Raw genomic sequence first — 20,804 nt, forward strand, 5'->3', positions numbered from 1 at the left:
GGCGCGATGCCCGGTTTTTTTATATAGCCTGGCAGCTTACGGAGGCGATAATTTTATTCCCACCAATGTTGCCCATAATCAAATCGAGTAATTTTCGATATTCCTCGCGGGTCATGACTTCGGCCCGTATTTCCGTGGTTCCTGTTATTTCCGTCGTAGCTGAAGAAATCGCTTTCAGGCCTAACGTCAACTCTTTTGCCATATTTACCACGCGCTGCCGTACGACGTCACCATGTTCATCACTGCAGGTGATTTTCAGGATGTAGCATTTCTCACCCTCATGAACCGCAGGAAGCTGATTAATGCGCTGAGCGGCTTCGCGAAGCAATATGTTGGCGCACAGAATAATTAAGCTGGCCATGGCGGCGTTCCAGAACTGGCCTAATCCGCATAATACGCCTATACCGGCAGAGCACCACAGCGTTGCGGCGGTATTTAACCCACGAATATTCATTCCTTCACGCATGATCACGCCAGCCCCAAGAAATCCTATTCCGGAAACAATCTGCGCCGCGATGCGTCCTGGGCTATCGGGCGAGGTGGATACGGAACTCAAAATAAACACCGCAGCGCCGGTGGCAACCAGAGCATTGGTTCTAAGCCCGGCCATTCGCTGACGCCATTGTCTTTCCGCGCCAATAATCGCGCCCAGCAGCATCGCTGCGAGCAGATGAGAGATATAAGGGAACATAAGCTTGTCGCCTGTTAACATATTTCAAATAAGAAGCATCAGTGCGGCGTAAAGCACAGTGACACCGTTAAACGCTATGTCTGTCAGGACGAAGGTGGCGGGAAGAGGGTGTTATTAAACATAAACATCGCGATTACCCACAAATTAAGCGGTACGTATTGTGTCGGGATGCAATCGCTGAAAGGGGATTGCTGCCCACCGTGAGGGTAAGCAGCGAAAATATCGCGTTAGCTTACCTTCGTATTCACTATAAAATGACTTTCCAACGAAGGGCTCCTGTAAAATTTCTTGCCAGTATAATCACGCTTTATAGTGAGTAAAGCGAAAAAGCAGCGTTCTTTATGAATCGTTTAAGTTCAGGAAAAACGTTTTTTTTGAGCCGTCATCTGATTTTCAACGCTATCCCGTATACTGCATTCTGTTCACTACAGGCGATAACATGCAAAGGCAGGAAGTATGTCTCTTCGTTCGCTGCGGGCGTTATGCCTGACAAGTTTTTTCATTGCCGATGTCCGTGATGGTCTCGGTCCCTTTCTCGGCATCTTTCTGACTGAACGCCACTGGACCCCCGATGGTATCGGCATCCTGATGACGGCCGGTGGGCTGGCTGGATTACTGGCCACGCTTCCGGCTGGGTTTATCACCGATACCTCCCGGAACAAACGCTCTGTGCTGGCACTGGTCTGCATCTTGATCACCTTGAGCACGTTGCTGATCTGGTTTAGCCAGCAAACTGGCGTTGTCGCCGCTTCGCAAATGGTCACCGGCATCTGCGCGGCGTTTGTGGGGCCGCTGATTGCCGGGATTACGCTGGGCCTGACCGGTCAGGGCGGGTTCAGCGCGCAGATGGGCAAAAACGAGGCGTTTAATCACGCGGGTAATTTCATGACCGCACTGATAGCAGGCGGAATTGCCTGGTACTGGGGCGTCGGGGGGATTTTCCTGCTGATGACCTGTACGACGCTGCTCACGCTCTGCGCGCTGCTTGCCATCCGCAACGGAGACATCGACAACGACGCGGCGCGTGGACTCTCCTCTTCAGCGAACCTGCCAGTGCCCGGTTTTGCGGTGCTGATTAAAAACCGCGCGCTATTTGTGACCGGACTGACGCTACTGCTGTTCCACCTTGCGAACGCTGCGCTTTTGCCGATGCTGAGCATGAGGGTTGCTGCCGCACCCGCCTCGATCAACCCCGGTTTGTATGCCGCAGGTACCGTCATCATCTCTCAGGCCGTGATGATCCCCGTCGCACTTTGGGTCGCAGGCCGGGTTGAACGCTACGGCTACTGGCGCTTAATTATGCTGGCGCTGCTGGTCATGCCGGTGCGCGCTGCGCTGGCGGCGTCTACGGACGCGCCTTTGATGATGATCCCGGTACAAATCCTCGACGGTCTGGCTGCCGGAATCCTGGGCGTCGTGGTACCGTCGTTTATTGTGGTGCTTCTGCGCGGGAGCGGGCACGTCAATGCCGGGCAGAGTGTGGTGATGCTGATGCAGGGGGTTGGGGCATCCATGAGCCCGGCGTTAACCGGGACGATCGCCGGTCATTACTCGTTTGCGACGGCATTCAGTGTACTGAGCGCGATTGCCCTTATTGCCGTCCTGCTCTGGTGGCGATGTGCTCACCGGACCTGGGAAATACCTGCGCCGGGTGAGGCATAGCCCCACCCGGCGAAATGCTTAAGCCAGCTCGTTAGGGCAGGCTTCACCTTTTTCCAGCTGCTGCAGGTTACCCAGCGTGGTTTCTGAAATACTGATCAACGCTTCGGCAGTCAGAAACGCCTGGTGTCCGGTAAACAGCACGTTATGACAGGCAGACAGGCGGCGGAACACGTCGTCCTGAATCACGTCGTTGGACTTGTCTTCAAAGAACAGGTCGCGTTCGTTCTCATACACGTCCATGCCCAGCGCGCCAATTTTCTGGGTCTTCAGCGCTTCGATAGCAGCCTGAGAGTCAACCAGTCCGCCGCGGCTGGTGTTGATGATCATCACGCCATCTTTCATCTGGTCAAACGCCGCCTGGTTAAGCAGGTGGTAGTTTTCCGGCGTCAGCGGGCAGTGCAGGGAGATCACGTCAGACTGGGAGAACAGCGTCGGCAGATCAACATACTCCACGCCCAGATCCAGCGCGGCTGCGCTTGGGTACGGATCAAACGCCAGCAGGCGCATACCAAAGCCTTTCAGGATCCTCAGGGCAGCGACGCCAATTTTGCCGGTGCCGATAACGCCAGCGGTTTTACCGTACATGGTAAAGCCCGTCAGGCCTTCCAGCGAGAAGTTGGCATCACGGGTGCGCTGATAAGCGCGGTGAATACGTCGGTTCAGGGACATCATCATGCCGATGGCATGTTCCGCGACCGCTTCCGGGGAGTATGCCGGAACGCGTACCACTCTCAGACCCAGTTCCTTCGCCGCGTCGAGGTCCACGTTATTGAAGCCTGCACAGCGCAGGGCGATATACTTCACCCCATGCTTTTTCAGCTCTTCCAGCACCGGACGACTGCCATCATCGTTCACAAAAATGCAGACGCCTTCACAGCCGTGCGCCGTTTTGGCGGTTTTTTCGGACAGCAGAAAGTCGAAAAATTCAAGCTCAAACCCGTAAGCCTCGTTAACATGTTGCAGATACTTTTTGTCGTACTGCTTTGTGCTATATACCGCGAGTTTCATAAGACTTTCTCCAGTGATTTTGCATTCACGTTAGCATGATTAAAATAATCTTACAATTTCTAAAATATTATTGAATTCAATAAGTTCTATCAATTATTCTAGAGCATATGTACACCCTAACTCCATGATATTCATATCCACTGATTTCTTAAGGAGGAGTTGCACAACAGAGATATCTGCTCGTTTTATTCTAGGGGTGCTATGGGGGAAGCAAAAGTCACAACAAGTGCTTATGTTTCGGTAAGTGGTTTACCAACACCTGAAAATATGGCTACCTTTAGCTGTTCAAATGACGTAGCTCTTTGAATGTCTTAACATCGAAGGTAGTATTATTGCTATCGTTTTAAAATGACAGGGAGACCGAATGTACAACCATAATCGGGAAAAAAGTCATTTCGAGGAGAAAGCCTCAGAGATTGAAAATCTTGCGCAGCGAATTGCCACAAAGCATTTGCTTTATGGTACCTCTGGCATGTTTTTTGAAACTCAACAACTTGTTGCTCATCTGAGAAGGGAGATCGAATCGCATTGCTTGACATGGTCAGGCGGGATCCAATTTCTTGATGAACAGATACATCATCTTAAGGAACAGGATGATTTACTCACATTCAATAAGGCTAAATTATTCATTGTTGTTGAAAAAAATCGGACAACAACGACAACTATAGCGCTTAAACAGATCGGTTTCGTTGCCGGTGGGGCGCAAGTATATGGGGGCGCTAGTTTATGCGTCGGTTCGCTGGGTCTTGCCTGTGCTGCGTATGGTGCACCTATGATTACTCATGGGCTAAACAACATGTATGAAAATGGATACTATCTTCTCTATCGTGAAGATCGGTCTGGCACACTAAGAGATGCTTATCGGTACGCAGCAGCGAAGCTCGGATATGGGAATAATGAAGCTGATATTGTCTATGGTGTAGTTGATATCTCTTTATCTGCCTATGGCGCGGGCAGAAGAGTACTGGCTCCCAGAGAAAAATCCTGGAGTCTGTTTCGCAACATCGAATCTGATTATATCAGAGGATGGCAAGAGGCTTCTAAAACAGCGATGGCTCTGGATTTAACCAGTGGAAGCGTCACAGGTTGGCAGATGTACCAAATAGCTAAAGAGAATTAATTATGTCGGAACAGTTCGAGTTGTCATTAACCCCACCGATTCTACCTGCTGTATGCTATTTTATTGTATCTATTGCCATTTTTTTCTTTTTGTACCTCGGGAAACTCAAGGTCAACAGGCTTCGTAAATATCCTCTTTTCATAGCCTATACGCTGTTTGTGATAGCTATTGCAGCCATTCAAATTAACGTTTTTGCCAACGGCTATGAGTTTGTTAGCGGTTTTTTACATATTGATTTTGATCCCTGGCGGTACGACTCAGTGTATTGGGGGTCATTCATATTCGCCATGCTTTACCTGCTGGCAATGCCAAGGAACAGGTATTAATTTCACAACTCTGCTCTGTGATTATTCTTGTACTTATGCGTAACCAATTGAACCGAAGATATATTCTTTAGATTACGCATAGCAAAAAAATTACCGCTTACTATTACAGCATCTATTCTTAACTTGGCATTAACTTCAACTTAACTGCCAAACATGCGACAATGATCGGCAATGTCGGCTTAATTCTTTCGCTAAATCAGGATATTAACTGCCCATGAAGGGTAAATACAAAGCCGCGATTGCGCTTTTACTGCTGTTGATTTTGGTGCCGCTGACGCTGCTGATGACGCTCGCCCAGTGGGTGCCAACGCTCGCCGGGATCTGGCTCCCCGTCGGAACGCGTATCGCTTTCGAGGAAAGCCCAAAACTCACCCGTCACGCGCTGGTGATCCCCGATCTTCGTTATCTGGTGGATGAGTGTGAAATTGCGCGTATCGATAACGTGACATTGTCACACCCAAGCCGCTGGAAACTTGATGTAGGCACCCTTGAACTTAACTCCGTCTGCCTCAGCAAACTCCCTCAATCTGCGCCGTCGACGGTAGCACCCAAAACGCTGGCCCAGTGGCAGGCTGTGTTACCGAATACCTGGCTGACGGTGCATCGTCTTTCTCTTGCCCCCTGGCAGCAGTGGGAGGGCGAACTTCATGCGTCACTCACTCCCGCCAGTCAGGAAATTACCTATAAAGGCGAACAGGTCAGCATTAAAGGCCAGCTACGGGGACAAACTCTCTCTGTCAGTCAGTTTGATATTCGCCTTCCAGACCAGGCACAGCCTGTCAAACTGGTCGGGAAATTTACCCTGCCGCTGGTGCCGGACGGCGTGCCGGTAAAAGGGCACGCCGTTGCCACCTTTAACGTGCCACAGTTGACCTCTCTGGTCGATGCCGATCTGGACTGGGAAGACAATCAGGGGCAACTGGTGGTGATGGCACGGGACAATCCCGATCCGCTGCTCGACCTGCCGTGGCAGATTACCGCCGAACAGCTGAATATCAGCGACGGACGCTGGAACTGGGCGCTGCCCGGCCTGCCGCTGAGCGGGCGTGTTGGCCTGCGTATTGATAACTGGCAGCAGGGGCTGGAAAAAGCCACCGTTTCCGGGCGACTGAATGTGCTCACGCAGGGCGATGCGGGCAAAGGTAATGCGGTCCTGAATATCGGGCCGGGTTCGCTTAGCATGGAAAACAGCGATATGCCGCTGTACTTGAGCGGCGAGGCGAAACAAAACGATCTTATTCTCTACGCCAAACTCCCGGCCAAACTGACCGGAAGCCTCAACGATCCGCAGCTTTCCTTTGAACCTGGCGCGCTGCTGCGTTCGCGCGGTCGCATTATCGATTCGCTGGATATTGATGAAATCCGCTGGCCGCTGGCGGGCGTGAAGCTCACGCAAAAAGGCGTAGATGGCCGACTTCAGGCCATTCTGCGCGCGCATGAAAATGAAATGGGCGATTTTGAACTGCACCTGGACGGTCAGGCCAACGACTTTTTACCAGATAATGGCCTGTGGCAGTGGCGCTACTGGGGAAAAGGGAGCTTTACGCCCATGCACGCGCGCTGGGATGTCGCCGGTAAAGGCGAGTGGCGCGACGCGCTTATTGAGTTAACCGAACTCTCGACCGGATTTGACAAACTCCAGTACGGCACCATGACGGTAGGCGAGCCGCGCCTGGTACTGGAAACCCCCGTTCGCTGGAACCGCGATCCGGCCAAACCCTCCTTTAGCGGCGCTCTGGCGCTGAATGCCGGACAAACGACGTTCTCCGGCGGAAGCGTACTGCCGCCTTCGGTACTGAGCTTCAGCGTTGATGGCACCGATCCGACACTCTTTCAGTTTAAGGGCGACCTCCACGCCGACAAAATTGGTCCGGTACAGGTCAATGGACGCTGGGACGGCGAACGTCTTCGTGGTCAGGCCTGGTGGCCGAAACAGTCGCTCACCGTGTTCCAGCCGCTGATCCCACCAGACTGGAAAATGACGCTGCACGATGGCGAACTGTATGCCCAGGTTGCTTTCTCGGCTGCGGCCGGTCAGGGCTTTGAGGCGGGCGGACACGGGGTGCTGAAATCCGGCAGCGTCTGGATGCCGGATAACCAGATTAACGGTATCGACTTTGTCCTGCCGTTCCGTTTCAGCGAAGGCACATGGTCGCTGGGTACGCGCGGGCCGGTCACATTGCGTATTGGCGAGGTGCAAAACCTGGTCACGGCGAGGAATATCACGGCGGATTTGCAGGGGGACTACCCCTGGAGCGAGGAGAACCCGCTGTTGCTCACCAACGTCAAGGTTGAGGTGTTGGGCGGGAAAATCACCATGCAGCAGTTGAGGATGCCGCAGCACGATCCGGCACTGCTTCGCGTGGACAATATCTCGTCCAGCGAGCTGGTAAGCGCCGTCAATCCGAAACAGTTTGCGATGTCCGGGCCGGTCAGCGGCGCGCTACCGTTCTGGCTGGACAATGAAAAATGGATCATCAAAGATGGCTGGCTGACCAATCCGGGGCCGATGACGCTGCGTCTCGACAAAGACACGGCTGATGCCATTGTGAAAGACAATATGGTCGCAGGGGCGGCGATTAACTGGTTACGCTATATGGAAATTTCCCAATCGTGGACAAAACTCAATGTAGATAATCTGGGTGTATTAACGCTGAAGGCGACCATTAAAGGCACCAGCCGCGTTGATGGCAAAAGCAGCTCCGTTAACCTGAATTACACCCACGAAGAGAACGTATTTACCCTCTGGCGCAGCCTGCGCTTTGGGGACAACCTGCAAACATGGTTTGAGCAACATGCGGCGATACCGGGTCTCCGCAGTTCGACGGGCAAGGAAAGTGAGGAACAACAATGAAAAAGATGGCTGGTGTGCTCACCATTGCCGCGCTGATGACAGGCTGTACGCCGCGCATTGAAGTCGCTGCGCCAAAGGAGCCGATTACCATCAACATGAACGTCAAAATCGAACACGAGATCCATATTAAGGTCGATAAAGATGTTGAAACCCTGCTGAAATCGCGCAGCGATCTGTTCTGAGGACGCCATGAAACGAACGTTAGCTCTCATTTTACTGGCGCTGGGAATGCACGTGCAGGCGGCAACGCTTACCCTGAATGACGCCCGTGAGCAGGGGCGTGTGGGGGAGACCCTGAGCGGCTATATCGCGCCGATCACACACGATGCCGAAACGCTGGCGCTGGTTAGCCGCATTAACGCGGCGCGCACGGAAAGCTATCAGAAGCTGGCCGACAGCAATAACTTACCTGTAGATGAAGTGGCAAAAATGGCGGGGCAAAAGCTGGTTGCCCGCGCGCAGCCAGGGGAATATGTGAAGGGTATAAACGGTAAATGGCTGAAGAAGTGATCAGCGGAAGCGCTTGCGATACTCTCCCGGAGACACGCCAAAACGCTGCTTAAACGCCGTCGAAAAATGGCTGTGATCGGCAAAGCCCCAGCTGTAGCCGATCCCCGCCAGCTTTTCATCGTCGCTGGCGGAGCGCAACACCTGCGCGCAAAGGTCCAGGCGGCGGTTTTTGATGTACTGCGCCACGACCAGCCCTTTATCGGCAAACATGCGGTACAGGCTACGTACCGACATTCCGCTCTCTGTAGCAATCCACTCCGGTCGCAGGGCATCAGACTGAATATGATCGTCAATCAGCGAGAGGACGTGCTGGAACTGGCGTTCCTTTCGCGGCTGGACGACGTCACGTTGCTGAAAGGCCGGGCGGAGCAGGCAGACCATCGCTTCCAGCGCCGCTTCGCTCTCTCTATCGCTCAGCTCCGCATTTCCCATACTCTCCTGCAACAGGCGATGGCTCAGCTGTACGGTCGGCAGGCTACGTGAAAGCGTCAGCGCGCAGCTCACCTCCTGAAAACGACACTGCTGCTCAATGATTTGACGCGGCACGAGGAGTGAAATCTGGCGGGATTTATCTTGCCAGGAGATGGAGCAGGGGCGCGACGCGTCGATGAGCGTTATGTCGCCGGTATTGAGAATGGAACGTCGTTCATCCTGTTCAATCTCTGCACCGCCTTCAAGCTGAAACACGGCGTAGAACCAGGCATCGTTACTGTTTTTTATTTCCCGGCGGGTACGGAACAGGTTGACGTTGCCTGCGGTCACGGTGCTGAGCTTCAGGCTTCTTGCGTAGCTGGTTTCCAGTTCGCCAATGAATGTGCCCTCTAACGGGCGAGCGTCAAACCGTCCGCAAACTTGGTTAATTTGCGCCAGCCACTGCTGATACTTTTCCTGTTCGCTCGCACATGCCATCGTTTATCTCGCCGCACCGTCAATGTTTTTGCATTGTTGCATTTGTGTTGCAATTTGTCAGAGCCATGAGGCTGACTATAGGAAAGAACACTCACTGGTAACAGCGTTATAAGCGGTAATTATCATGTTTTGCGGAGCCTGTCACAGGTGGCAAAGCGAATGTCACACAGACAAAAGCGGGAATGCGAAACGCCTCGTAGACTGCATTAACACCCTACGAAGAATAACGAAGGAGTACCCTATGTCTGAATCACAGGTAGCCGTCCTGCCCGAGGTCCAGCGTTTTATGGATCGCCACCACGGCTTGTGGATTGAAGGGCGTCAGGTTGCGTCCGATAGCGAAAAGCGCCTGAACGTCTACAACCCGGCGACGGGAGAGGTGATTGCCTCAACCGCGGATGCCAGCGTCGATGATGTGGATCGTGCGGTGATGTCCGGCTGGCGGGCCTTTGTCGCCCGCAGCTGGGCAGGAAAACTTCCGGCAGAGCGTGAACGCATCTTGCTGCGTTTTGCCGATCTGGTCGAACAGCACAGCGAGGAGCTGGCGCAGCTGGAAACGCTGGAGCAGGGGAAGTCGATCAACATTTCCCGCGCCTTCGAGGTGGGCTGTACCCTGAACTGGATGCGCTACACCGCCGGGCTGACCACCAAGATTGCAGGGAAAACCCTCGATCTCTCCATTCCATTGCCTCAGGGCGCGCGCTATCAGGCGTGGACGCGCAAAGAGCCGGTTGGCGTCGTGGCCGGGATTGTGCCGTGGAACTTCCCGCTGATGATTGGCATGTGGAAAGTGATGCCTGCGCTGGCGGCGGGCTGTTCCATCGTGATTAAACCTTCAGAGACCACGCCGCTCACCTTGCTGCGCGTTGCGGAGTTAGCGAGTGAGGCGGGTATTCCGGATGGCGTGTTCAACGTGGTGACCGGGAACGGTGCGGTATGTGGCGCCGCGTTAACCTCGCATCCGCATATTGCGAAAGTGAGTTTCACCGGCTCGACCGCGACGGGAAAACAGATTGCGCGCGCGGCGGCGGATACGTTGACGGGCGTTACCCTGGAGCTGGGCGGCAAAAACCCGGCAATCGTGTTGAAAGATGCGGACCCGGCGTGGGTGATCGAAGGCCTGATGACCGGCAGCTTCCTGAATCAGGGGCAGGTCTGCGCGGCAAGCTCGCGTATCTACATTGAAGCGCCGCTGTTCGACACGCTGGTGAGCGGGTTTGAGCAAGCGGTGAAATCCCTGAGCGTCGGCCCGGGCATGTCGCCTGAGGCATTTATTAACCCGCTGGTGTCGCGTGCGCACTGCGACAAGGTGCAGACCTTCCTGGATGAGGCGACAGCACGCAACGCAGAGCTGATCACCGGCAACCGCGGCCCGGATGGCAAAGGGTATTACGTATCGCCGACGCTGGTGGTGAACCCGGATGCCGCGCTGCGGCTAACCCGCGAAGAGGTGTTTGGCCCGGTGGTCAATCTGGTGCGCGTATCCGATGCAGAAGAGGCGCTGCAACTGGCCAACGACACCGAATATGGCCTGACGGCCAGCGTCTGGACGCAGAATATCAGCAAGGCGCTGGAATATACTGACAGGCTGCAGGCGGGCACCGTGTGGGTGAACAGCCATACGCTGATCGACGCCAACCTGCCATTCGGCGGCATGAAACAGTCCGGTACCGGACGTGACTTTGGCCCGGACTGGCTGGACGGCTGGTGTGAAACCAAGTCGGTGTGCGTGCGCTATTAAAAAACAAGCCGGGTGGCGGCTACGCCTTACCCGGCCTACAAATCCAACATATTCCTGAGATCCCGTAGGCCGGGTAAGCGCAGCGCCACCCGGCTTCTATTTAAAGCGACCACCGATCCCGCCCGGCCTCTTTTGCCCGGTACAGCGCGGCATCGGCACGAGCGATGATCTCGGTGCCGGCCAGCCCCTCCGCCATGCTCGCAATCCCCATGCTTACGGTTACATGGTCGCTGACCGTAGAGGCGCCGTGCGGTATGGCTTCCGTACACAGGCCGTCCTGAATACGCAGGGCAACCTTTTCCGCGATGTTTGCCGGGCAGTTAAACAGGATCACCACAAACTCCTCGCCACCATAGCGTGACACCACATCGTCAGGGGTTCGCACCGATTTCTTTAGCACCTCAGCCACGCGTGTGAGGCATTCGTCACCCGCCTGATGGCCATAAGTATCGTTGTAGAGCTTGAAGTAATCGATATCCAGCATAATCACCGAGAAGGTTTTTTTCTGCTCTACCGCGTTTTCCAGCACCACTTCCATTTTCCGGCGATTAGCAGTTTTGGTTAATGGATCCTGATGCGCCAGCGCATCCAGTCTGGAGATCAGCAGCTGGTTTTGCTGGTTACGTCGCCAGGCCTCGTCAAACCAGCTCAACAGGATGAAACGCCCGCAGATCAGGATCAGCGTAAAGACGGTCCAGATAATAATGAAGTGAAGGTTGAGGCCATCGTTTCGTACCCAGCTTGCTATCGGCAGGGTGATCCAGAGCGGCAGCACAAAGGCGAGCAACCCTTTAGGGTAAAAATAGAGCGCCGTTAAGCCGGAGAGTAATAAAATGACGCACAGCGGCCAGACGTGCGGGAGCAGCAGATGGGTGATAAACCAGAAACAGGAGACCGACCAGATGGCACTACAAATAAACAACACCACACTGATACCGGCGATGCGCCGCCAGGCCATGAGGATCAGCGCAGCTGAGAGGAGGGTTATGCCCAGCATGGAGGCATCGACTATTTTCGTCAGCTGCGGTGAGTGGGGATAAAGGGGATCGCCGGCCTTAAGCAGAACGTGTCGCAGCAGAATCATCACCGCGAAGCTGATATTGACGAAGGCCAGCCATGGCAGGTTCATCGCCAGTCCATGCATGACCATGGCATGGCGCGTTGGCCAGGTTGCCCGTTCAAGTGTCGGTTTTTTTCTTTTTTCCATTAACGCTTTTTACCCTTTCTGGCGAACACGTGAAGCAGGAAAGGGCGGACGAGCCGCCCTTTTGCGTGACCGTTACGGTGTCACAATGTTAAACCAGAAATCAAATTTATCCATATATCCAAGCATTGAATCCAGTTTAGCGCCGTCACCGGTGAGTTTCACGTCGCCGCTCTGTTCGGCCTGTTTGAGCGTCACCTCTTTGAGGATAATTTTGTTCAGCGTGTCGCGGTTAAGGGTGAGAGTAGCGTCTGCGTCCTTCGCCTCCGCGTTTGCCGTGTGGTTCAGCACGCCGTTTTCCAGCTCGAGTTTGTATTTCCCGCCATCGCTGCCAAGATCAATGTTAAACACTGATTTGGCGTCACCTGCTTTTTGTCCGTTGATGTGAACGGCAAGGTAGTCAAAGAACATCTCCGGCGTCATCGCCCGCACCGTATCCGGGCTGGCGGTATTCGGCGTTGGACCTTTCACCACACCGTTACGCAATTCCTGCGCGCCGGTCAGATAGAAGTTACGCCACGGGCCGGATTCAGCCTGATAGCCAAGCTGTTCCAGCGCATCCGCTTCCAGGTTGCGCGCCGCCTGGTTGTTCGGATCGGCAAAGACCACTTTGCTCACTACCTGCGCCACCCAGCGGTAGTTACCCTGGTCGAAGTCGGTTTTCGCTTTGCTCAGGATGGCATCCGCGCCGCCCATATACTCCACGAATTTCTTCGCGCCTTCTTCTGGCGGCAGTTCATCCAGCGTCGCCGGGTTGCCGTCAAACCAGCCCAGATACAGCACATAGGTGGCTTTTACGTCATGGCTCACCGAGCCGTAATAGCCGCGGTTAGCCCAGGTATGCGCCAGTGAATCCGGGAGCTTGAAGTTAGCGGCGATCTCGTCGCGCGTCAGCCCTTCATTCGCCATACGCAGCGTCTGGTCGTTGATGTAACGATAGAGGTCACGCTGGCTTTTCAGCAGCTTAACCACGTTTTCATTACCCCAGGTCGGCCAGTGGTGTTGTGCCATGATGATTTCGGCTTTGTCACCCCAGCGTACAATCGCCTGGTTGATGTATTTCGACCACGGCAGCGGCTCGCGGATTTTGGCCCCGCGCAGCGAGTAGGTGTTGTGCAGGGTATGGGTCACGTCCTCAGCGGATTCAATCAGTTTCTTCTCTTCGATATACCAGAGCATCTCGGATGGCGCTTCGGAGCCCGGCGCGAGCATAAAATCGTATGTCAGGCCGTCGATGACCTCTTTCTGCCCATCTTTTTCGATGATGTTGGTCGGGGCAATCAGCGTCACCGTTCCGGCGGAGGTGGTCGTGCCCAGGCCCGCGCCCACCTGACCTTTGGCATCTGGCTTCAGCAGGTTGCCATACATATAGCTAGCGCGGCGGCTCATTACGTTACCCGCCATGATGTTCTCAGCAACGGCCGCTTCCATAAACCCGGCAGGCGCGTAGATTTTCACTTTGCCGGACTTCACGTCGGCTTCATCCACCACGCCGCGCACGCCGCCATAGTGGTCAACGTGGCTGTGGGTATAAATAATGGCGACGACCGGTTTTTTGCCGCGATTTTTAAAATAGAGATCCATCCCGACCTTCGCCGTTTCTGCCGACACCAGCGGGTCAACCACGGTAATACCTTCTTTCCCTTCAATGATGGTCATATTTGACAGGTCAAGATTTCGTATCTGATATACGCCATCGGTCACTTCAAACAGGCCGCTAATATTAATCAGCTGAGATTGACGCCATAAGCTGGGATTAACGGAGTCTGGTGCTTTATCGCCTTCTTTAATAAACGAATATTGCTGTGGATCCCAGATAACATTTCCTTGTTCCCCTTTGATAATGTCCTGAGGAAGAGGCGCAATAAAGCCTTTATGGGCGTCCGTGAAATCGGTATTGTCGGAGAAGGGAAGCTGATTAAACAGGGCGTTATTGGCTTGTTGCGTGGCGGCCGTGGCATCTTTCGGCGCTTCTGCGGCATACGCGGAACTGACGGAAATAAAAAGTCCAGCCAGAGCTAGACTCCTGACGATCAAATTGAATTTCATCCTAAAACCTCTCAATGATGTATTACGTCGCTTGTGGAAAGTTCGCGTCCTGGCAGAAAGTGATTCAAAAAATGAAATGAAAAAAAGGAGGTAGAAATAACTATAATCGGGGAGATGTATTCAGCAAGTAAATAGATGAAAAACCGGGCATTGCGCCCGGTACGTTATTTATTTCTGTTCGTCTTTTTTCTTTCCGAGCGTTGGCGTCTCGTCGAAGAAGTTCCACGGTTTAAGTAGGGTATGCACCCATTCCGTCGGCATGATCGGCCACTCTTCCGCGCGGGCGACGTGGGTAGTCCCGGTGGTCATCCAGACCACGTCATCCTGGTCGTTGAGCGACTCGTTATCCTTGCTGTACTGCCCCAGCCCCGTATCGTGGATGGAGCGGTTCGGGAATTTGCCTTCCGGGTAAAGTTCATCCGGATGGTAGCGCGTCACCCACAGCTGTTTGTCCATAAAGCTCAGGCGATGGTAGATCCACTCGTCCGGGGCAAATTTCGCACCGCTTGCCACCGGGTGCGTACCGCCCGCGTAAGGGATAATCTGATACGAAACCGGGTTGCCCATGCGATTCTCTTTACTTGTGTTGCTCAGCAGCCGAATGGTGCCCGGGTCGAACTTCTGCGCCGCCTGCTGTTCGGTGTCAATGTCGTACTGATTCACCTGCATGGTGCTGGTGCGCGGGCCACCGGCGGTATTCGGCTTCACTTCCGGGTCCATCGCCACCAGCTTGTTGTTGATGCCGTCCACATCCATATCCAGGCGGAAGTTGTAGATGTGCTGGTGGGTGGTGCCGACGATGTTATGGTCGATCAGCGTGCCGTATTTTGTGTCGTCTTTGGCGGTGGCATCATGCATGGTTTTCGCCTGAACGCCTTTTACCGCCTCGATACCCGTTGCACCGGCGTCAATACCAATGGTGCCATTTTCATGGAACACCCAGTCGAAGATGTAATCGTAGTTGCCCACGGTACTTACCCAGCGTACCACCAGTTCACGACGTTCGGTGCTGACGTTCGGTTGGCCCATCTCCTGATGCTTATATTCCGGCCCCGCGTAGCGTTCGAAAATCGCAATCGCGCGCGGGATCTCCATCGGCGCACCGGTATAATCCGGGATGGTTTCATTGAGCATCACGGCGTTAGACGGCACGTCTTTACCGCGCACCAGCGGTGAGGTCAGGGTGCCCATACCGTAGTCGCCGGAGTCGAGATAGGCTTTAAAGTACCAGCCCACGTCCGGATCGCCGTAAGGGACGATCATGCCGCCGAGCGAACCCTGATACATCACCTGGCGTTTTTTGCCGTTGTCGTTATACGTAACGGTTGAAATCATCGGGCCCACGCGGGAGTCCAGGCTCAGGTGGAAATCCCAGTTCTGCCAGTGCACCATATCGCCGGTGATGATGTAGTTCTTGCCTTCCGGCTCGACGATCTCCAGAGGTTTTTTCACCGTTTCTACCCGGTCGCGGCCGTCATACGGGCGCGGGGTGAGCGGAACCGGGATGACCGGGCCTTCTTCGATCTTCTGAATTTTCTTCTGTTCAAGATCGACAACCGCGACCAGGTTCTCAATCGGGTGCGCCCAGTAGTTGCCGTCGCCCACGTCCAGATAGCTCACCACCTTCAGCAGGCGATCTTCCTGCTTCAGACCGTCCTTGCCGTCGAAATAGCCGACGGTCAGCGGGGTGGTAATCACTTTCTTCGTATCGGTGATACCGCGCTTTTTCAGCACTTCGGCAAACTCGGTGCTCTCGTTGATGATCTGCTGTACCGTGGCGAAGTCATCCAGCAGAACCATGCCGTGCGCGTCTTTTACCGGTTCCCAGCGCAGTATTTTTTTATCCTTCAGGCCCACCACGCTTTCGATAACGTGCTTGCCATCGAGCATGACGATCTTCGCCAAGCGGGGGGCATCGACTGCCGTGCCGTTGAGCACAAAGTCCCACACTTTGGCTTTCTCCGGCTCTGCAAGGGCGATCTGGGTAAAGCGGGTATTGGGTTTAAAATCCGCCGAGGTTTTCACAATCTCAACGGCTTGCTTAATTTCGTCCGCCGTTAACGCGTTTAACGGGTGAGGGCGTTTTTCAACCTGGAAGGTCTGATCGAGGCCAGACTGGAAAACATCGTTGATGAAGGTCTCAGAGATAAAGGCTTTGTTGCCTTTCATCACCACCGGCACCTCAAGCTTGAGGGTTTTACCGTTGACGATGGCGGTTTTTGCGCCCGGTTTGACCTTCACAAAGGCACCGTCTTTCGCAATGGTGAACATCTGTGCGTAATCATCCCACTGAACGTCCGCGCCAAAGTCCTGCAGCGTTTTGTCCATTGGGACCATATGCGCCTCGCTGCCGTGGGCGAAAACAGGGGATTGCCAGGCGCAACACAGCGCAACGGCCATGGCCAGCGCCGTTCTACGGGCAGAAAAAGAAGAATTGCTTCCCATCGTAGACCTCATCTTGTTGTGTTTATACCCGTCATACTTCAAGTTGCAGGTGCGTTGGCTGCACTCACTCACCCCAGTCACGTACTTATGTACGCTCCCGGGGATTCGTTCCCTTGCCGCCTTCCTGCAACTCCAATTATTTAGGGTATTTTGTGTTGTGACAGCCTTATCCTGACAGGCCCATGAGAAAAGCGTTTGCCTGCATCTGCCAGGTTATTTGTTGGTCTTGCCAGGTTAAAAAAAGAGCGGGGATACATCACATGCCGGGCCATTTCCTCTCCCCACAAATGATGTCAGCACAGACGACCCCCTCTCCCTTGAGGGAGAGGGCTGGGGTGAGGGGGTACATACGGCTCTGGTGGTCATTCCGTTCACTTTATGTTCCTTGCTACTCTGTAACGGCATGGTCTGTGAACGTGCCAGGGTGGCTCAATCGCCACCACCCTGGCAACCCGGGCTCCCGGCGGTAAATCGCCGCTTCGCGGTTCCCTCAGCTTATTCCTTCAGGCTATCGGGTCGGGCATGAGCCTGCATCCCTGCAGGCCACGCCCTCTCGGCGCATCCCTGCGCCTCGCCCCGGCCTTACGGAAACGCCTCGGCGATTTACAGCCGGACCAGGGCATCGCTGTAAGCCATTAATTTTCCTGAAGCAACATTTATCGCTTCCGGATAAAAAAATTACTGGGATTCCTCTCCCTTTGGGGAGAGGGTCAGGGTGAGGGGAACTTAGCTGAAATCGCCCTGCTGGCGCGCCACCAGCGTCAGAATGGAGTAGAGCGCCACGGCCTGCTGGTGCTGGTTGAAGATCTCAACCGCCCATTCCACCACGCCGGTCGGTTTTTCCTCTGCGGTGCGCTGTTTCTTCAACGTTTTACGCTTGCAGGTCAGACGCACCTGAATGGTATCGCCCGGTTTAACCGGCTCGATAAAGCGCAGGTTTTCCATGCCGTAGTTGGCAATGACTGGCCCGACACCCGCATCAACAAACAGTCCTGCAGCAGCGGAGATCAGGAAGTAGCCGTGCACCACGCGCTCGCCAAAGATCGACTCTGCCGCACCGATCTTATCCATATGGGCGTAGAAGTGGTCGCCGCTCAGGCAGGCAAAGTTCACAATGTCTGCTTCCGTGAGGGTGCGGCGCGGCGTCAGCAGGCTGTCGCCCGGCTGTAGCTCTTCAAAGTATTTGCGGAACGGATGCACGCGATCTTCCTGCACCGTTGCGCCACGCACCCACTGTTTGCCAATGGCGGCCAGCATCGACGGGCTGCCCTGAATCGCGGTGCGCTGCAGGTAGTGCTTCACCGCACGCAGGCCGCCCAGCTCTTCGCCACCGCCCGCGCGGCCCGGGCCGCCGTGCACCAGCTGTGGCAGCGGGGAGCCGTGGCCGGTAGACTCTTTTGATGATTCCTCGTTAAGGATCTGAATACGGCCGTGGGCGCGCGCCGCACCGGCAATAAACTGGCGGGCAATGTCCAGGTCTGCGGTGACCAGCGTACCCGCCAGGCTGCCGCCGCCCGCGCGGGCAAGCTGCATCGCGTGGTGTGCGTTGCGATACGGTATCAGCGTCGCAACCGGGCCGAAGGCTTCCGTCGCATGGACGGCAGGGGTTTCATCCGGCTGCGGGCAGAACAGCAGGGTCGGTGGGAAGAACGCACCCGCGGCCTGCAAATCCGCTTTGCCGCCCAGACGGATCTGGCAGCCTGCGGCGATCAGCAGCTCCACTTTCTCCTGCACGTCCGCACGCTGTTCGGCGTTGACCAGCGCGCCCATCTTCACCCCTTCCTGCGCAGGGTCGCCCACCACCACCTTTTCCAGGCGGGCAATCAGCGCCTGGCTCACGGCGTCAATCTGGTTTTGCGGGACGATAATCCGGCGGATAGCGGTACATTTCTGCCCGGCCTTGGCGGTCATCTCGCGCACCACTTCCCGGATGAACAGGGCAAATTCCGGCTGTTCCGGCGTGACGTCTTCCCCCAGCACGCAGCAGTTCAGGGAGTCCGCCTCCATGGTGAAGGGAATGGAATTCGCCACAATATTCGAGTGCACGCGCAGGCTTTGCCCGGTGCTGGCGGAGCCGGTAAAGGTCACTACGTCCTGGCTGTCGAGCTGGTCGAGCAGGTCACCCGCGCCGCCGCATATCAGGCTGATGGCGCCGTCCGGCACCAGCCCGCTGTCGACGATGGATTTCACCATCGCCTGGGTCACCTGCGCGGTGGCGGTCGCGGGTTTGATAATGGCTGGCATGCCGGCAAGCCAGGTCGGCGCCAGTTTTTCCAGCATGCCCCAGCAGGGGAAGTTAAAGGCGTTGATGTGCACCGCCACGCCGGACTTCGAGGTCAGAACGTGGCGCGCCGCAAAGCCGCCTTCTTTTGACAGGGGGATTAACTCATCTTCCGGCCAAAGCGTGTCGTCCGGCAGCTCGCGGCTACCCAGGCTTGCGTAAGTGAAGAGGGTGCCTATGCCGCCTTCAATATCGACCCAGCTGTCCGCTTTCGTCGCCCCGGTCTGGGCGGACAGGGCATAAAACGTCTCTTTCTCGCCAAGCAGGTGCTTTGCCACCGCCTTCAGCATGGCAGCACGCTCGATAAAGGTCATCTCGTGAAGCGCTTCACCGCCGCGCTCAATCGCATACCGGCGGGCGGCCGCCATGTCCAGCCCTTCGCTGGTCACGCTCCACAGCGCTTCGCCACTGATGGCGTGATGAATAGTGCGTTCGCGGCCCCGACCAGACTGCCAGGTACCGGACACGAAGCTGGCTAACTGCTGCATCGCTTATCTCCAAATGTTTCGTGATTTCACTATTAATAGTTTGATCGTGAATCATAAAAATCAAGCTGTGTTTTTAATGAATTGTTAACGTTGTGATCTGGCTGGATGAATCGCATCGCTAAAAGCCGCCTGGCGCAAGGCTGTCAGTAAAAGCCTTGCGAGCGGCATCACAAAACCGGGAAACAATTCTTGGGGTTATATTTAACCTTTGTGTAACTTTTAAAAACAAAGCGATTCAACATTACGCTTTAATTTGCAAACTAACGAATCATAAAGGTGATGACGTGACGCAAGAACAACGGTTTGAGCAGCGCATAGCGCAGGAGACGGCGATTGAGCCTCAGGACTGGATGCCTGACGCCTACCGTAAGACGTTGATCCGCCAGATTGGTCAGCATGCGCACTCCGAAATTGTCGGCATGCTGCCCGAAGGGAACTGGATCACCCGCGCGCCGACGCTGCGCCGGAAAGCGATCCTGCTGGCGAAAGTGCAGGACGAAGCCGGGCACGGGCTCTACCTCTACAGCGCGGCGGAAACGCTGGGCTGCGCGCGGGAAGACATCTACCAGAAGATGCTCGACGGCAAGATGAAATACTCCTCCATCTTCAACTATCCGACCCTAAGCTGGGCCGACATCGGCGTGATCGGTTGGCTGGTGGACGGTGCCGCCATCGTCAACCAGGTGGCGCTGTGCCGGACCTCCTACGGTCCGTATGCCCGGGCGATGGTGAAAATCTGTAAAGAAGAGAGCTTCCACCAGCGTCAGGGCTTTGAGGCCTGCATGGCACTGGCGCAGGGCAGTGAGGCCCAGCGCCAGATGCTCCAGGACGCCATCAACCGCTTCTGGTGCCCAGCGCTGATGATGTTCGGGCCGAACGACGACAACTCGCCGAACAGCGCCCGCAGCCTGGCCTGGAAAATCAAACGCTTCGGCAATGACGAACTTCGCCAGCGCTTTGTCGATAACACGGTGCCGCAGGTGGAGATGCTGGGCATGACGGTGCCGGATCCCGACCTGCGTTTAGATGAAGAGAGCGGCCACTACCGCTTCGGCGAGATCGACTGGCAGGAGTTTGACGAGGTCATTAACGGGCGCGGCATCTGCAACCACGAACGACTAGCCGCCAAGCGTAAAGCCTGGGAAGAGGGCGCGTGGGTGCGGGAAGCCGCACTGGCGCACGCGGAAAAACAGCGCGCCCGTCAGGCCGCATAAGAGGAAATAACCATGAGCAATGTCTACTGGCCGCTGTACGAAGTATTCGTACGCAGCAAACAAGGGTTGTCCCACCGTCACGTGGGCAGCCTGCATGCCGCCGACGATCGCATGGCGCTGGAAAATGCGCGTGATGCCTACACCCGCCGAAGCGAAGGGTGCTCTATCTGGGTGGTCAGGGCGAGCGAGATTGTCGCCTCCCAGCCGGAAGAGAGCGGTGAGTTCTTCGACCCGGCGGAAAGCAAGGTCTATCGACATCCGACGTTCTACACCATCCCTGACGGCATTGAGCATATGTGAGG

General features: G+C 55.3%; 16 protein-coding genes. 9 read left to right on the forward strand and 7 right to left on the reverse strand.

The features are described 5' to 3' along the window. Positions 1–19: 19 nt before the first annotated feature. On the reverse strand, positions 20–712 hold the full coding sequence (locus tag KW829_RS10620) for an MgtC family protein (RefSeq protein ID WP_371317570.1): 693 nt from the start codon (positions 710–712) through the stop codon (positions 20–22). A gap of 435 nt (positions 713–1,147) precedes the next feature. Between KW829_RS10620 and KW829_RS10625 the strand changes: the two genes are divergently transcribed. Beyond that, complete coding sequence (locus KW829_RS10625; RefSeq protein WP_218308179.1) at positions 1,148–2,353, forward strand: MFS transporter; 1,206 nt, start codon at positions 1,148–1,150, stop codon at positions 2,351–2,353. Positions 2,354–2,371: 18 nt separating this feature from the next. Here the strand turns inward: KW829_RS10625 and KW829_RS10630 are convergent, their stop codons facing one another. Next, complete coding sequence (locus tag KW829_RS10630; protein WP_216356854.1) at positions 2,372–3,361, reverse strand: 2-hydroxyacid dehydrogenase; 990 nt, start codon at positions 3,359–3,361, stop codon at positions 2,372–2,374. Between the two features lie 364 nt (positions 3,362–3,725). Here KW829_RS10630 and KW829_RS10635 point away from each other — a divergent pair, with 364 nt between their 5' ends. The 5 genes from KW829_RS10635 to KW829_RS10655 all read left to right on the forward strand — a co-directional run bounded on the left by KW829_RS10635 (position 3,726) and on the right by KW829_RS10655 (position 8,171). Then, positions 3,726–4,481, forward strand: a complete 756-nt coding sequence (locus KW829_RS10635) for a DUF4225 domain-containing protein (protein ID WP_218308180.1) — start codon at positions 3,726–3,728, stop codon at positions 4,479–4,481. 2 nt (positions 4,482–4,483) lie between these two features. Next, complete coding sequence (locus KW829_RS10640; protein WP_218308181.1) at positions 4,484–4,807, forward strand: hypothetical protein; 324 nt, start codon at positions 4,484–4,486, stop codon at positions 4,805–4,807. Between the two features lie 214 nt (positions 4,808–5,021). Then, entirely contained in the window at positions 5,022–7,661 is a 2,640-nt protein-coding gene (locus KW829_RS10645; protein ID WP_218308182.1) for a YdbH family protein, read from the forward strand. After that, positions 7,658–7,843, forward strand: a complete 186-nt coding sequence (locus tag KW829_RS10650; protein ID WP_120158740.1) for a YnbE family lipoprotein — start codon at positions 7,658–7,660, stop codon at positions 7,841–7,843. Before KW829_RS10645 ends, KW829_RS10650 begins: the two co-directional genes overlap by 4 nt. Positions 7,844–7,850: 7 nt before the next feature. Then, entirely contained in the window at positions 7,851–8,171 is a 321-nt protein-coding gene (locus tag KW829_RS10655) for a YdbL family protein (protein WP_218308183.1), read from the forward strand. Here KW829_RS10655 and feaR read toward each other — a convergent pair whose 3' ends face one another. Further along, on the reverse strand, positions 8,172–9,080 hold the full coding sequence (gene feaR / locus KW829_RS10660; protein ID WP_089598779.1) for a transcriptional regulator FeaR: 909 nt from the start codon (positions 9,078–9,080) through the stop codon (positions 8,172–8,174). 241 nt (positions 9,081–9,321) lie between these two features. On the opposite strand from feaR, the gene KW829_RS10665 reads away from it, so the two are divergent. Then, a complete protein-coding gene (locus KW829_RS10665) occupies positions 9,322–10,821 on the forward strand; it encodes an aldehyde dehydrogenase family protein (protein WP_218308184.1) in 1,500 nt (499 codons plus the stop codon). A 100-nt stretch (positions 10,822–10,921) separates the two neighbouring features. Here the strand turns inward: KW829_RS10665 and KW829_RS10670 are convergent, their stop codons facing one another. From KW829_RS10670 to paaZ, 4 genes are all read right to left on the reverse strand, one after another. After that, the gene (locus KW829_RS10670) at positions 10,922–12,028 is read right to left on the reverse strand and encodes a GGDEF domain-containing protein (protein WP_218308185.1); all 1,107 of its coding nucleotides are present in this window, start codon (positions 12,026–12,028) and stop codon (positions 10,922–10,924) included. 72 nt (positions 12,029–12,100) lie between these two features. After that, complete coding sequence (locus KW829_RS10675) at positions 12,101–14,074, reverse strand: alkyl/aryl-sulfatase (RefSeq protein ID WP_010430717.1); 1,974 nt, start codon at positions 14,072–14,074, stop codon at positions 12,101–12,103. 168 nt (positions 14,075–14,242) lie between these two features. Then, entirely contained in the window at positions 14,243–16,519 is a 2,277-nt protein-coding gene (tynA, locus tag KW829_RS10680; protein ID WP_218308186.1) for a primary-amine oxidase, read from the reverse strand. Positions 16,520–17,245: 726 nt separating this feature from the next. Continuing rightward, positions 17,246–19,288 (reverse strand): phenylacetic acid degradation bifunctional protein PaaZ, encoded by a 2,043-nt coding sequence (gene paaZ / locus KW829_RS10685; RefSeq protein ID WP_218308187.1) that lies wholly within the window; start codon positions 19,286–19,288, stop codon positions 17,246–17,248. A gap of 284 nt (positions 19,289–19,572) precedes the next feature. Between paaZ and paaA the strand changes: the two genes are divergently transcribed. Together paaA and paaB are read left to right on the forward strand one after the other, a co-directional pair. Beyond that, on the forward strand, positions 19,573–20,502 hold the full coding sequence (paaA, locus tag KW829_RS10690; RefSeq protein WP_371317571.1) for a 1,2-phenylacetyl-CoA epoxidase subunit PaaA: 930 nt from the start codon (positions 19,573–19,575) through the stop codon (positions 20,500–20,502). A 12-nt stretch (positions 20,503–20,514) separates the two neighbouring features. After that, a complete protein-coding gene (gene paaB / locus KW829_RS10695) occupies positions 20,515–20,802 on the forward strand; it encodes a 1,2-phenylacetyl-CoA epoxidase subunit PaaB (protein ID WP_108416960.1) in 288 nt (95 codons plus the stop codon). Positions 20,803–20,804 lie beyond the last annotated feature (2 nt).

Source organism: Enterobacter sp. ENT02 (assembly GCF_019219165.1).
Lineage (GTDB): Bacteria > Pseudomonadota > Gammaproteobacteria > Enterobacterales > Enterobacteriaceae > Enterobacter > Enterobacter mori.

Coding starts and splice junctions, on each gene's coding strand:
- KW829_RS10675 (WP_010430717.1), bottom strand. CDS start 14,074: ATGAAATTCAATTTGATCGTCAGGAGTCTAGCTCTGGCTGGACTTTTT.
- KW829_RS10645 (WP_218308182.1), top strand. CDS start 5,022: ATGAAGGGTAAATACAAAGCCGCGATTGCGCTTTTACTGCTGTTGATT.
- KW829_RS10655 (WP_218308183.1), top strand. CDS start 7,851: ATGAAACGAACGTTAGCTCTCATTTTACTGGCGCTGGGAATGCACGTG.
- KW829_RS10670 (WP_218308185.1), bottom strand. CDS start 12,028: ATGGAAAAAAGAAAAAAACCGACACTTGAACGGGCAACCTGGCCAACG.
- paaZ (WP_218308187.1), bottom strand. CDS start 19,288: ATGCAGCAGTTAGCCAGCTTCGTGTCCGGTACCTGGCAGTCTGGTCGG.
- KW829_RS10650 (WP_120158740.1), top strand. CDS start 7,658: ATGAAAAAGATGGCTGGTGTGCTCACCATTGCCGCGCTGATGACAGGC.
- feaR (WP_089598779.1), bottom strand. CDS start 9,080: ATGGCATGTGCGAGCGAACAGGAAAAGTATCAGCAGTGGCTGGCGCAA.
- KW829_RS10635 (WP_218308180.1), top strand. CDS start 3,726: ATGTACAACCATAATCGGGAAAAAAGTCATTTCGAGGAGAAAGCCTCA.
- KW829_RS10630 (WP_216356854.1), bottom strand. CDS start 3,361: ATGAAACTCGCGGTATATAGCACAAAGCAGTACGACAAAAAGTATCTG.
- KW829_RS10640 (WP_218308181.1), top strand. CDS start 4,484: ATGTCGGAACAGTTCGAGTTGTCATTAACCCCACCGATTCTACCTGCT.
- paaB (WP_108416960.1), top strand. CDS start 20,515: ATGAGCAATGTCTACTGGCCGCTGTACGAAGTATTCGTACGCAGCAAA.
- KW829_RS10665 (WP_218308184.1), top strand. CDS start 9,322: ATGTCTGAATCACAGGTAGCCGTCCTGCCCGAGGTCCAGCGTTTTATG.
- KW829_RS10625 (WP_218308179.1), top strand. CDS start 1,148: ATGTCTCTTCGTTCGCTGCGGGCGTTATGCCTGACAAGTTTTTTCATT.
- tynA (WP_218308186.1), bottom strand. CDS start 16,519: ATGGGAAGCAATTCTTCTTTTTCTGCCCGTAGAACGGCGCTGGCCATG.
- KW829_RS10620 (WP_371317570.1), bottom strand. CDS start 712: ATGTTAACAGGCGACAAGCTTATGTTCCCTTATATCTCTCATCTGCTC.